Source organism: Yersinia aldovae 670-83, from assembly GCF_000834395.1.
Taxonomy (GTDB): Bacteria; Pseudomonadota; Gammaproteobacteria; order Enterobacterales; family Enterobacteriaceae; genus Yersinia; species Yersinia aldovae.
Genome location: NZ_CP009781.1, coordinates 3,945,472 through 3,958,556, shown reverse-complemented (window position 1 = coordinate 3,958,556; position 13,085 = coordinate 3,945,472). Strand labels below are relative to the sequence as shown.

Here is a 13,085-nt window from a genome sequence, read left to right as displayed (position 1 = left end):
ATGCAAGATGTCACGATTTATCATAATCCACGCTGCTCGAAAAGCCGGGAAACGCTCGCGTTAGTTGAACAGCAAGGTATCCATCCGCAAGTGGTGCTCTACCTTGATACCCCGCCTTGCGTGGAAACGTTAAAACAGTTATTGCAACAATTAGGTTTCAACGACGCACGCCAGTTAATGCGTACCAAAGAGGAGCTTTATAAGGAGCTAAATCTAGGGGATAAAACGCTGACGCAAGATAAATTGCTGCAAGCTATGAGTGATAATCCGAAGCTGATCGAGCGCCCAATTGTGGTTTATCACGGCAAAGCGCGGATTGGCCGCCCACCAGAGCAGGTGCTGGAAATATTGCAGTGATTTGATTGCTACAAAAGATTGAAAGAATAAATGTATTTATCGTTTATTATTTCAATTTCAAAGACCTAAAATCTCTTTCACAAACGGAATCGTCAGCTTGCGTTGCGCGGTAATTGATGCCCGATCCAGTTGATCCAGCGTCATAAATAGCGTGCGCATTTCCCGATCGAGGCGTTTTAGCAGAAAACGCCCTACATCTTCCGGTAATTCAAAACCACGCAATTTGGCACGTAGCTGTAAAGCCTGCAATTTCTCATCATCTGACAAGGGCTGCAATTTATAAATTTGCCCCCAATCCAGACGGGAAGCCAAATCAGGTAACCCCAGGTTCAACTGACGTGGCGGGCGATCACCGGTTATCAACAAACGGGTGCGGCCGGTTTCGACGATGCGGTTGTAGAGGTTAAACATCGCCATTTCCCACATCTCATCACCAGCAATACATTCAATATTATCAATGCACACCAATGCGAGTTGCTCCATGCCATCAAGCACTTCCGGCACGAAGTACGCGCGTTTATCCAGCGGGACATAACCCACCGCCTCGCCTTGTTGCGATAACTCAGCACAAGCGGCGTGCAGCAAATGACTGCGGCCCCCACCTTCACGCGACCAAAAATAGATATAACTGCCATGAGACTGGTGAACAGCAGACTGGATCGCCGCTAACAGGGATGGGTTCTCCCCCGGATAGAAACTGGCAAAAGTTTCATCATCGGGAAGATAGAGTGGCAGTGAAAGCTGTGCCGGCGTATTCAGAAGCACCTCAACCAACAAAACGGGCGGGAAATCAGGGCAAGCTTACCACAAAAACCAACAACAGCATAAAAACCTGATCTGAGTAGAAAAACTGGCCGAACCGACAAGCGCGATTCGACCAGATATCACTTTTATTTAAGCGCCGGTTCGTCTTCCGTTGCCTCAATAATCTCTTCTTCTGTGCGGATCAAACTGATCACTTTGAACAGCAGGCTCAAACCGATCCCCACGACGGTTGCCAGTGCCATACCTTTCAGTTCAGTGGCACCGATGTTCACTTTTGCGCCACTCACCCCGATGATCAGGATAACCGAGGTTAAAATCAGGTTTTGTGCTTTGTTGTAGTCAACTTTTGACTCGATCAATACGCGGATACCTGACGCGGCAATAACACCGTACAGCAGCAGTGAAACACCGCCCATCACCGGCACTGGTACCGCCTGAATCGCCGCAGCCAACTTGCCAATGCAAGAGAGCATGATAGCGAGGATCGCCGCCCCACCAATCACCCAAGTACTGTAAACACGCGTGATCGCCATAACACCAATATTTTCGCCATAAGTGGTGTTCGGTGTGGAGCCAAAGAAACCAGAAATCACTGTCGAAATACCATTGGCGAACATCGAACGGTGCAAGCCCGGATCACGGATCAAATCCTTTTTCACAATATTCGCGGTGACCACCAAGTGCCCGATATGCTCAGCAATCACCACCAGCGCGGCGGGCAGAATGGTCAGAATGGCAAACCACTCAAAACGCGGAGTATAGAACGTCGGCAAGGCGAACCAGTGCGCTTCACGAATCGGGGTTAAATCAACCACACCCATGATAAATGACAGGGCATAACCAACCAGCACACCAATCAGGATCGGGATAATGGCAAAAAAGCCACGGAACAGCACCGAACCCAGAATGGTCACCCCCAAGGTCACCATTGAAATAATGATAGTGGTGGAATCGGCCGTGACCCCTTCGGCAGGCAGCAACCCAGCCATCCCCGCAGCTACACCGGCTAACTCAAGACCGATGACCGCAACAATCGCCCCCATCGCCGCCGGCGGAAAGAGCACATTCAGCCAACCGGTACCGGCTTTTTTTACAATCAGCGCCACCAGGCAAAACAAGACGCCACACACGATAAAACCACCCAGTGCGACTTCGTATCCCAATGGCAGTAATAGCAATACCGGTGAGATAAAGGCGAAACTGGAACCCAGATAAGCTGGGATTTTTCCCTTACAAATAAATAAGTAAAGCAAGGTGCCGATACCGTTAAACAACAGCACCGTCGCCGGGTTAATTTTAAACAGAATAGGGACTAAAACTGTGGCACCAAACATCGCAAACAGATGTTGGAAACTCAGGGGGATCGTCTGGAGCAGCGGTGGGCGCTCGCTGACGCCAATGGTGCGACGGCTCATTTTCTCTATCCTCTCAATGGTGTGGTTTATGCTAAAAATTATTCAAAAAAAAGCCGACTATCAAGTCGGCTATCTAAAAGTTACTTTGTTCCGAAAATCTTATCACCGGCATCACCCAACCCAGGGATGATATAGCCGTGTTCGTTCAAGCACTGATCGATTGAGGCAGTATATAGCTCTACATCTGGATGCGCTTCTTCCAACGCTTTAATCCCTTCAGGGGCCGCCACCAAGACCAGCACTTTAATACTTTGGCAGCCTGCTTTTTTTAACAGATCGATGGTGGCAATCATCGAACCACCAGTTGCCAGCATCGGATCAACCACTAACGCCATGCGTTCGTTAATATCGGCAACCAGCTTCTGGAAATACGGTACCGGTTTTAGAGTCTCTTCATCACGGTAGACACCCACCACGCTAATGCGGGCACTGGGGATATTCTCCAATACCCCTTCCATCATACCTAAGCCTGCACGCAGAATGGGCACAACAGTAATTTTCTTACCCTTAATCTGTTCAATCTCAACCGGCCCGTTCCAACCTTCGATGGTGACTTTTTCAGTTTCCAGATCGGCGGTTGCCACGTAAGTCAGCAAACTCCCCACTTCAGAGGCTAACTCGCGAAAACGCTTCGTGCTGATTTCATTCTCACGCATCAAACCAAGTTTATGTTTTACTAGCGGGTGTTTCACCTCAACGATCTTCATTATTTTTCTCCTGGTTAGGCGGTTGACGGCCAAAAAAATCGCGAGATTATACCGCTTTTCTTTTTGAACGCCACATTGAATAGCCTGATTCAGATCAATAGAAAATCAATCTTAAGTCAAGAAAGTAAAAAATCAGGGTGATATCACAAGCTGCTCGCAAACGTTTGCCTGCGCTGTTAGAATTGTTGCGTTTTCTTTAAACCGCCAACCGCCGTGGGGACCTCGCAGTGACCAACAAAACCTCTCTCAGCTATAAAGACGCAGGTGTAGATATTGATGCCGGCAATAACCTTGTTGATCGCATAAAAGGTGTGGTTAAGCAGACTCGCCGCCCAGAAGTGATGGGAGGATTGGGCGGATTCGGTGCCCTGTGCGCTTTGCCACAAAAATACCGTGAGCCTATTCTGGTTTCAGGCACCGATGGCGTTGGCACCAAGCTACGTCTGGCGATGGACCTGAAACGTCACGATACGATTGGTATCGATTTAGTCGCCATGTGCGTCAACGATCTGGTGGTTCAGGGTGCAGAACCCCTGTTCTTCCTTGACTACTTTGCCACAGGTAAACTGGACGTGGACACTGCCGCCAGCGTGATTACCGGGATTGCCGAAGGGTGCAAACAATCAGGCTGTGCGCTGGTTGGCGGCGAAACCGCCGAAATGCCGGGGATGTACCACGGCGAAGATTATGACGTTGCCGGTTTCTGTGTCGGCGTGGTCGAAAAATCTGAAATTATCGATGGCAGCAAAGTGACACCGGGTGATGTGCTGGTTGCCTTAGGTGCCAGTGGCCCGCACTCTAACGGCTACTCTTTAGTGCGCAAAATTCTGGAAGTCAGTCAAACCGATCCAGAACAGACTCAGTTGGAAGGTAAATCTCTGGCCGACCATTTACTGGAACCGACCAAAATCTACGTAAAATCCATTCTTAGCCTGATTGAAAAACTTGATGATATTCATGCCATTGCTCACCTGACCGGTGGTGGCTTCTGGGAGAATATTCCGCGCGTGTTGCCACAAGGGACTCAGGCGGTTATCGATGAAGCTAGCTGGCAATGGCCGGCGGTATTTAGCTGGTTGCAGCAAGCCGGGAATGTTGAGCGTCACGAAATGTACCGTACCTTTAACTGTGGCGTTGGCATGGTTGTTGTCCTGCCTGCGGAACTGGCAGATAAAGCGGTTGAACTGCTGACCGCATCTGGTGAAAAAGCCTGGAAAATCGGCGTTATCGCTGCGGCAATTGATGGTGCAGAGCAAGTCATTATCAATCCGTAATATTGATGATTCATCCTGCAACTTCAAGTACGAAGAGTTTTACCCAAAGTAATTGGTGTTGCAGGTAGGCGGCAAATGAATGAACCCGATGAGTTTACATCAGTAAATGATTCGGGTAAGTGAATGCTGCCAACACCCCTGCAACTTCAAGTACGAAGGGTATTATGAAAAAGATAGTGGTATTGGTGTCAGGCCAAGGCAGCAACTTGCAGGCACTGATAGACGCCCAGCAACAAGGGCGTATTTCAGGCGAGATTAGCGCTGTTTTCAGTAATAATCCTGATGCTTATGGGCTGGAACGTGCTGAACTGGCCGGTATTGCGCACCATGCTCTGGATGCCAGGCTTTATGCTGATCGCGCCAGTTTTGATTTAGCATTGGCACAAGCCATTGATCAGTATCAACCTGATTTATTGGTGCTGGCCGGTTATATGCGGATTCTCAGCCCAGAATTTGTTCAGCATTATGCTGGCCGGATGTTGAATATCCACCCCTCGCTACTGCCGAAATATCCTGGCCTGCATACCCATCGTCAGGCTCTGGAAAACGGCGATCAGGAACACGGCACCTCGGTGCATTTTGTGACTGAAGAGCTCGATGGTGGCCCGGTTATTCTGCAAGCCAACGTGCCCATTTTCAGTGATGACACTGAGGAAGAGGTGGTGGAGCGGGTGCAAACCCAGGAACACAGCATTTATCCGCTGGTGGTGAGTTGGTTTACTGATGGTCGTCTGTCTATGCGTGACAACGCAGCCTGGCTTGATGGCAAGCGCTTACCTGCACAAGGTTATGCGGCCGAGTAAAAACGTTATTTAGTTAATATTAAAGGTGCTGCCTGTTTAAGGTCTGCGCCTTTTTTAATTCCCCCGTGCTTACACCTTATGCTGATAGTATAATTTTCATGGCAGCAGCCGCTGTCGCCACAAGAGGAATAAGCATGTCTACCACTAACAGCGTCAGGTTACGTCCACTAGAACGAGATGACCTGCCGTTTGTTCACCAGTTAGATAACAATGCCAGCGTGATGCGCTATTGGTTTGAAGAGCCTTACGAGGCCTTTGTCGAACTGTCTGATCTGTATGATAAACATATCCATGATCAGAGTGAGCGTCGCTTTATTATTGAAAGCCAAGGGACAAAAGTCGGTCTGGTTGAGTTAGTTGAAATTAACCACATTCACCGCCGAGCTGAGTTTCAGATTATTATCGATCCGGCGCATCAAGGTAAAGGCCATGCAGGTGCGGCTGCAAGACTGGCGATGGAATACGGTTTTTCTGTTCTGAATTTGTACAAACTCTATTTGATTGTGGATAAAGAGAATGAAAAAGCCATTCATATCTATACAAAGTTAGGTTTTGAGATTGAAGGTGAATTGAAGCAAGAGTTCTTTATCAATGGTGAATACCGTACGGTGATCCGTATGTGCATTTTCCAGCCACAATATTTGGCTAAATATAAAACGCCATCGATAAAGAAAGCTTAATCTGCTGGGGCTATCCGGCCCCAGTTCAGCCATCAACCATAACGCCCGGTAATATAATCTTCCGTGCGGCGCTGATGTGGTGATGTGAACAGCGCGTCAGTATGGTTGTATTCCACCAAACTCCCTTGATGAATAAAGGCGGTATAATCCGAAACCCGTGCCGCCTGCTGCATATTATGGGTGACCAGCACCACGGTGTATTGCTGCTTTAAAGTGGTTATCAGCTCTTCAATCGTTAGGGTAGAAATAGGGTCCAACGCCGAAGTCGGTTCATCAAGCAGTAATACTTCCGGCTCGATGGCAATGGCTCTGGCTATCACTAAACGCTGCTGCTGCCCGCTGGAAAGACGAAATGCATTATCCCGCAACCGGTCTTTCACTTCATGCCATAACGCGGCAGCGCGCAGTGAGCGCTCAACGGCATCATCCAGTACTCTCCTATCACCAATGCCTTGCAAGCGCAGGCCGTAGACAACATTCTCATAAATAGATTTCGGAAATGGATTCGGCCGCTGAAACACCATACCTATTCGGCGGCGTAATGCAGCAACGTCGGTGGCCTTATCGGTGATAGTGACATCACCCAAGCGGATATCACCCTCAATACGGCAATTATCCAGTAAATCATTCATTCGGTTAAAACAACGCAGTAACGTGGATTTCCCACAACCGGACGGCCCAATAAGTGCAGTAACCCGATGTTTGGGGATATTAAGCGAAATGTCGTGTAGCACCTGTTTATCGCCATAAAATAAACTGAGCTTATCGACTACCAGTGCCGTTTGCTCGTGAGTCAATTGCTGCACATCAAGCTGTGGCAGCGAATCCGGCGTCAAAAGTCCCATATTTTGTCCTGCGAGTTAGAAAGTCCAATCACAACATTAAACCACGGTATTTTTCGCGCAAATGATGGCGAATACCAATAGCTGCTAAATTAAGCCCCACCACAATCACCACCAGCAGCAACGCCGTAGCAAATACCAGCGGGCGAGCAGCTTCTACGTTAGGGCTTTGAAATGCCATATCGTATATTTGGAAGCTCAGGTGCATAAATTTACGTTCTAAATGCAGAAACGGGAAAATACCGTCTACGGGTAAAACCGGTACCGATTTCACTACCCCGACCAACATCAGAGGGGCGGTTTCTCCAGCGGCGCGCGCCACAGCAAGTATCAACCCGGTAATCATCGCCGGTGCCGCCATCGGCAACACAATGTGCCACAGTGTTTCAGCTTTAGTCGCCCCCAGCGCTAGCGAGCCTTGGCGCAAGTTGGCAGGAATGCGCGACAGCCCTTCTTCGGTGGCCACTATCACCACCGGCAGCGTCAGCAAAGCCAGAGTTAATGCGGCCCACAGTACCCCTGGAGTACCAAAAGTAGGGTTGGGCAACGCTTGTGCATAAAATAGTTTATCTAGCGAGCCGCCAATCAAATAGACAAAAAAACCAAGACCAAACACGCCATAAACGATGGAGGGAACGCCGGCCAGATTAACCACAGAGATGCGGATCATGCGAGTCAGCCAATTTTTCCCTGCATATTCATGTAAATAGACCGCTGCGATCACCCCCAACGGCATAACCACAATCGACATCAGAATAACCATCAGCACAGTGCCAAAAATCGCCGGGAAAACGCCACCTTCGGTATTGGCATTGCGCGGGTTGTCCGTCAGAAACTTATGGATTTGTGCCGCCCAATGACGCGTTTTCTGCCCCAGGCTCATATCATTGGGATACCAGGCACGGCTAATCTGGCTTAACGGTAAGGGATGAATTTGCCCATTCATATCCCGCAATAGCACGGTATAGCGGCGTTGATCGGTTTGTAAGCTGCGTAAATTTTCCGTCAGAACCTGATGACGCCGCTGCAACTCCCCCCGCTCTGCGGCAATACGATCCTGCGCTTTGCTGTCCAGCTCGCCGCTCATTTGCAGACGTTTTTCTTGTAATCGCAACGCTTCAAACTGCTGATTGAGCCTATTCATCTGGCGAAACTGAATGTCATTGGCCTGATTGACCAACCCTTGCACGATAGGAATACGTTTTTGTAACTCTTGTGCCAAATCATCACCGACCAGCGGCTGGCCATTATCCAGCATCCCGGCGAGAAAACCGTATGCCGTGCCATTGGTCTGTCGGTCCAGCACCAACAGGTCTTTAGGTCGTGAACGTTGTTGAATATCACGATCCAGCAAAGTGCGGAAATCTTGCCCTTGAATCTCGCGATTACCGGTCTTAATCAGATAGCGTGTCACGCTGTCACCCGCGTCTGGTGGTAATGTCACACCCGCTTGCTCCAGTTGCTGACGTGGCAGAGAGTGCTGCTGGTAAATTTCACCAATCACCCTAACCGGCCCTGCTGCGGCTTGCTTGAGTTCAAACTGATACACCGGGCCGGGCCAGAAATAACGCATTCCCTGCCCCGCCAATAACAACACCACGCCCAGCAACGCCAGCAGGCTGATACTGACAGATGCCGCCGTTAGCCAGATCCACGGCGAACCGGATTTAAACCACTGACTTATCAATAAAGGACTTCTCATTGAATCTGTGTTCATCACGCTGACCGCTCCATCTGATAACGCTCACGCAGTCGCAAACGAATAGCTTCAGCAAGCGTATTTACCAGGAAGGTGAAACAGAACAACACCAATGCGGTCAGAAATAGCACCCGATAATGCCCGCTGCCAACCACCGCTTCCGGCATTTCAATGGCAATATTAGCCGCCATTGCCCGCAGCCCTTGAAAAATACTGCCATCGATAATTGGCGTATTGCCGGTCGCCATCAGCACAATCATGGTTTCCCCTACTGCACGGCCAAAACCTATCATCAACGCGGAGAAAATACCGGCATAGGCCGACGGCAAAACCACCCGCGTCAAGGTCTGCCACGGAGTAGCTCCTAGCGCCAGTGAACCCTGACTCAATGAGGGGGGTACGCTAAACAGCGCGTCTTCTGCCAGTGAGAAAATGATTGGAATTAGCGCAAAACCCATCGCAATGCCCACCACCAAAGCATTGCGCTGGTCATAATTATCGCCCAACCATTCATGTAACGGTAAGCCCAACGTCCACCCAGCCAGATGCGGCCCCAGCCACAAGGCCAGCCAGCCGGTCAATACGATAACCGGTAATAGCACAATCACATTCCAGCCCGCAGATAGCCGCCACTGGGCGATATCTGACAAACGGGTGCTGCCCCAACCGCACAACAAAATCGCGGCGGCCAACAACGGCGGTAACAGCAAAATACCCGCCAAATAACGCTCAATCACTGGAGCCAGCCAAATGCCGGCAATCAAACCGATAACCACGGTAGGGAATGCCCCCATCATCTCTATGGTCGGTTTGACCACACGGCGCAACCCGGCGGACATAAAGTAAGCGGTATAAACCGCCCCAGCCAGTGCCAACGGAACGGCAAACAACATGGCATAAATCGCCGCTTTTAAAGTGCCGAAGATGATGGGCACCAGGCTGAGTTTGGCCTGATAGCTATCTTGTGCCGAGCTAGATTGCCAGACATAATCCGGCTCTGGGTAGTTCTCATACCACACTCGTTGCCACAAACTACGCCAACTGATGTCCGGATAGCGGTTATCTAACTGATAAGCAGACCACCCCGCCGCATTCTCTACCAGCAACTTATCGCCCCACGGCGAAAATGCCGCCTGACGAATACCCTCGGGCAGTTTATGTTGCAGCAACGGCGCTGACTGAGTGCTGGAGAAGAGTGACATTTCACCTTGTGGCAACAAAGAGGCAAATACCCGCCGGGCATTTTCGGTGGTGAGTAAGCCCTTCTCTGCGGGGTTAAAGCTACGAATACGCGTAAGATGAAACGGCCCATCGTCAGGCTTGCGTACATCGAACCACTGGGTTAATCCCCCATTAGCGGATTGCACCAATAACGATTTCCCACCCGCCAATAATGCGATGCTCAGTGGCCCATCAGATGCATGTTTATCTTCCACCAGCGCCACGACTTCACGCAGCTTCAGCTCCGGGGCGGATTGGTCAGCATTTGATTGATCAATACGATATTGATAGATATAAAGTTGCTGGCCGGATAACAGATAAAGCAAACGGCCATCCGGCGACAGTGCCAGTTGGTCAACCGTTTTGGGCACATCAGTCAGTTCTGTCACCTGCTGGCCCTGGGCCGTAAATTTCCCAACTAACAAGCGGTTATCGTCAGTGATGGCTGCCACAATAAAGTGCTGAGATTGAGGTTCCGCCAGCACCAGATGCTGCAAATTCTGGCCTTTGGCATCGAAAAGGCGCGGTTGGGTACCCAACGGGAACTGCCAGCGTGGTAGCGACGACGAAAAATCAGGTTGCAGCAGCACCAAGCGGCCATGACTCAAACCAAGGCCGTACAAAGATTGCTCACCTGCGGCGCGACTAATGGAGGCAGGTGTCAGCGACAAGACCTGTTCGCTTATTAGGCTGCCTGCGGGTTCATCGCCTTGAGCGTTGAGGCGAATAAAATAGCCTTTCCCTTTCGTATCAATGCGATAAGCCATATCTCCTTGAGAATCCAAACCCAAGGCAAGCGTGGATGCACTACGATTAACCGCAAACTGATTATGTAGACTGATAGTGACAGGTTTGAACAACGGCAATACGGCATACAATAGATAGACGAAAATCAGCATCAGCGTCAGCAAAACTAACACACCGCTGCCGGTTACCATCATGCGCACCAAACGTTCAATGACAGCCCGGCGCTTATCTCTCCCTGATTGTGTTACAACGCCTGCTTGCTGCATAACTTTCTGTTACCCCATGCCATTCATCTGTTGTTGTCGTCACATCTAATCAATGTATGGCCAGATGACCGAGCATTTTATGTCAGTTTTGTGGCGTTTGCATGACAATGTCGCTGAAAGTTAACTAATGATATCTGTTGGACTTTCTTGTCAATCTTTCGCAATAATGATTATGGACACTAAATACTCCCACAATAATCTTACTGGAGTGGCAATGGGTCAGGAAAAGCTCTACACCGAAAAAGAACTCAGTTGGTTATCTTTTAATGAACGGGTATTGCAGGAAGCGGCGGATAAGAGCAATCCACTTATCGAGCGGATGCGATTTCTTGGCATTTACTCCAATAATCTCGACGAATTTTACAAAGTCCGTTTTGCCGACCTGAAGCGGCGCATTCTTATTAGCGAAGAGCAAGGCTCTGCCTTGACCTCTCGCCATTTGCTGAAAAAAATCCAAAGCAAAGTGGTGAAAGCAGATCAAGAATTCGACGGACTTTATAATGACCTGTTACTGGAGATGGCGCGTAATCAGATTTTCCTGATTAATGAGCGGCAAATTTCCGAGAATCAGCAACTCTGGTTAAAGCAATATTTTAAGCAGCATCTGCGTCAGCACATTACGCCTATTCTGATTAACCATGACACCAATCTGGTGCAATTCCTAAAAGACGATTACACCTATCTGGCGGTGGAAATCATTCGCGGTCAGGAAATCGCCTATGCCCTGCTGGAAATTCCATCAGATAAAGTACCACGTTTTGTCAATTTACCGCCAGAAGCCCCGCGCCGTCGCAAGCCAATGATATTATTAGATAATATATTGCGCTATTGCCTTCATGAGATATTCAAAGGTTTCTTTGACTACGATGCGCTGAATGCGTATTCAATGAAAATGACCCGTGATGCCGAATATGATTTGGTTACCGAGATGGAATCCAGCTTGCTGGAATTGATGTCATCGAGCCTGAAACAGCGCCTGACCGCAGAACCGGTGCGCTTTGTTTATCAGCGCGATATGCCGGATGAAATGGTAGAGTTGCTGCGTAATAAATTGGGTATTTCTAACGATGACTCAGTTATCGCCGGTGGCCGCTACCATAATTTCAAAGACTTTATCAACTTCCCCAATGTTGGCAAAAGCAATCTGGTCAATCGGCCAATGCCGCGCTTACGTCATGTCTGGTTTGATAAATTCCGCAACGGTTTTGATGCTATTCGTGAACAAGATGTGCTGCTTTATTATCCGTATCACACCTTTGAACACGTACTGGAATTACTGCGTCAGGCATCGTTCGATCCCAGCGTGCTGGCGATTAAAATCAATATTTACCGCGTTGCCAAAGATTCACGCATTATCGAATCGATGATTCATGCCGCCCATAACGGCAAAAAAGTGACCGTGGTGGTGGAATTACAGGCACGTTTCGATGAAGAGGCCAATATCCATTGGGCAAAAAGCCTGACCGCCGCCGGTGTTCACGTTATTTTCTCCGCACCGGGCCTGAAAATTCATGCCAAACTATTCCTAATATCTCGTCTTGAAGGCGAGGAAATCGTGCGTTATGCCCATATCGGCACCGGTAACTTTAACGAAAAAACAGCCCGAACCTATACCGACTATTCATTACTAACGGCAGATGCCCGTATCACCAATGAAGTGCGGCGGGTATTTAACTTTATTGAAAATCCTTATCGCCCGGTCAAATTTGATAACTTGATGGTGTCACCGCAGAACTCGCGTTTAATGCTGTATCAGTTGATTGATCAAGAGATTATTCATGCTCAGGCCGGTGAAAGCGCCGGAATTACCCTGAAAATAAATAATTTAGTGGATAAAGGTCTGGTAGATAGGTTATATAGCGCCTCCAGCGCGGGGGTAAGAATCCGCTTGCTGGTGCGTGGCATGTGTTCACTTATTCCGAATATGCCAGGAATTAGCGATAACATCCAGGTGACCAGTATCGTTGACCGTTTTCTTGAGCATGATCGGGTATATGTATTTGAGAATAAAGGCGATAAACTGGTTTACCTCTCATCCGCAGACTGGATGACCCGTAATATTGATTACCGCATAGAAGTGGCAGTTTCGCTGCTGGACCCAAAATTGAAACAGCGAGTGTTGGATATTTTAGAGCTGCTGTTCAACGATACCGTAAAAGCCCGTTATATTGATAAAGAACTGAGTAATCGTTATGTACCGCGTGGTAATAGGCGCAAAGTACGTGCACAGACTGCCATCTATGATTACTTAAAAGCGCTGGAACAACCAGAGCAGTAAGGCTACATCGATGCCTTTGATAAAAAGCCAT

General features: G+C 48.9%; 11 protein-coding genes. 5 read left to right on the top strand and 6 right to left on the bottom strand.

The features are described from left to right. Window positions 1-357, top strand: a complete 357-nt coding sequence (gene arsC / locus AT01_RS17735) for an arsenate reductase (glutaredoxin) (protein ID WP_004705179.1) — start codon at window positions 1-3, stop codon at window positions 355-357. 57 nt (window positions 358-414) lie between these two features. Here arsC and hda read toward each other — a convergent pair whose 3' ends face one another. From hda to upp, 3 genes are all read right to left on the bottom strand, one after another. After that, the gene (gene hda / locus AT01_RS17730; RefSeq protein WP_042548700.1) at window positions 415-1,122 is read right to left on the bottom strand and encodes a DnaA inactivator Hda; all 708 of its coding nucleotides are present in this window, start codon (window positions 1,120-1,122) and stop codon (window positions 415-417) included. 125 nt (window positions 1,123-1,247) lie between these two features. Further along, window positions 1,248-2,537, bottom strand: coding sequence for a uracil permease (gene uraA, locus AT01_RS17725; protein WP_042548088.1), 1,290 nt, complete (start codon window positions 2,535-2,537; stop codon window positions 1,248-1,250). An 80-nt stretch (window positions 2,538-2,617) separates the two neighbouring features. Continuing rightward, a complete protein-coding gene (gene upp / locus AT01_RS17720; RefSeq protein WP_004705173.1) occupies window positions 2,618-3,244 on the bottom strand; it encodes a uracil phosphoribosyltransferase in 627 nt (208 codons plus the stop codon). A gap of 227 nt (window positions 3,245-3,471) precedes the next feature. On the opposite strand from upp, the gene purM reads away from it, so the two are divergent. The 3 genes from purM to speG all read left to right on the top strand — a co-directional run bounded on the left by purM (window position 3,472) and on the right by speG (window position 6,001). Then, complete coding sequence (gene purM / locus AT01_RS17715; RefSeq protein ID WP_042548087.1) at window positions 3,472-4,518, top strand: phosphoribosylformylglycinamidine cyclo-ligase; 1,047 nt, start codon at window positions 3,472-3,474, stop codon at window positions 4,516-4,518. A gap of 164 nt (window positions 4,519-4,682) precedes the next feature. Next, window positions 4,683-5,321, top strand: coding sequence for a phosphoribosylglycinamide formyltransferase (gene purN, locus AT01_RS17710; protein WP_042548086.1), 639 nt, complete (start codon window positions 4,683-4,685; stop codon window positions 5,319-5,321). A gap of 134 nt (window positions 5,322-5,455) precedes the next feature. Next, the gene (gene speG / locus AT01_RS17705; RefSeq protein ID WP_042548085.1) at window positions 5,456-6,001 is read left to right on the top strand and encodes a spermidine N1-acetyltransferase; all 546 of its coding nucleotides are present in this window, start codon (window positions 5,456-5,458) and stop codon (window positions 5,999-6,001) included. 32 nt (window positions 6,002-6,033) lie between these two features. Here the strand turns inward: speG and pstB are convergent, their stop codons facing one another. The 3 genes from pstB to AT01_RS17690 are packed head-to-tail and all read right to left on the bottom strand — an operon-like array spanning window position 6,034 to window position 10,776. Continuing rightward, window positions 6,034-6,846 (bottom strand): phosphate ABC transporter ATP-binding protein PstB, encoded by an 813-nt coding sequence (gene pstB, locus AT01_RS17700; RefSeq protein WP_042548084.1) that lies wholly within the window; start codon window positions 6,844-6,846, stop codon window positions 6,034-6,036. A gap of 28 nt (window positions 6,847-6,874) precedes the next feature. Further along, entirely contained in the window at window positions 6,875-8,560 is a 1,686-nt protein-coding gene (gene pstA, locus AT01_RS17695; RefSeq protein ID WP_042548083.1) for a phosphate ABC transporter permease PstA, read from the bottom strand. Then, window positions 8,560-10,776, bottom strand: coding sequence for an ABC transporter permease subunit (locus tag AT01_RS17690; protein ID WP_042548082.1), 2,217 nt, complete (start codon window positions 10,774-10,776; stop codon window positions 8,560-8,562). Before AT01_RS17690 ends, pstA begins: the two co-directional genes overlap by 1 nt. 214 nt (window positions 10,777-10,990) lie before the next feature. On the opposite strand from AT01_RS17690, the gene ppk1 reads away from it, so the two are divergent. Beyond that, window positions 10,991-13,054 carry a polyphosphate kinase 1 gene (gene ppk1 / locus AT01_RS17685; RefSeq protein ID WP_042548081.1) on the top strand — a complete coding sequence of 688 codons (2,064 nt, stop codon included), beginning with the start codon at window positions 10,991-10,993 and terminating at the stop codon, window positions 13,052-13,054. Window positions 13,055-13,085 lie beyond the last annotated feature (31 nt).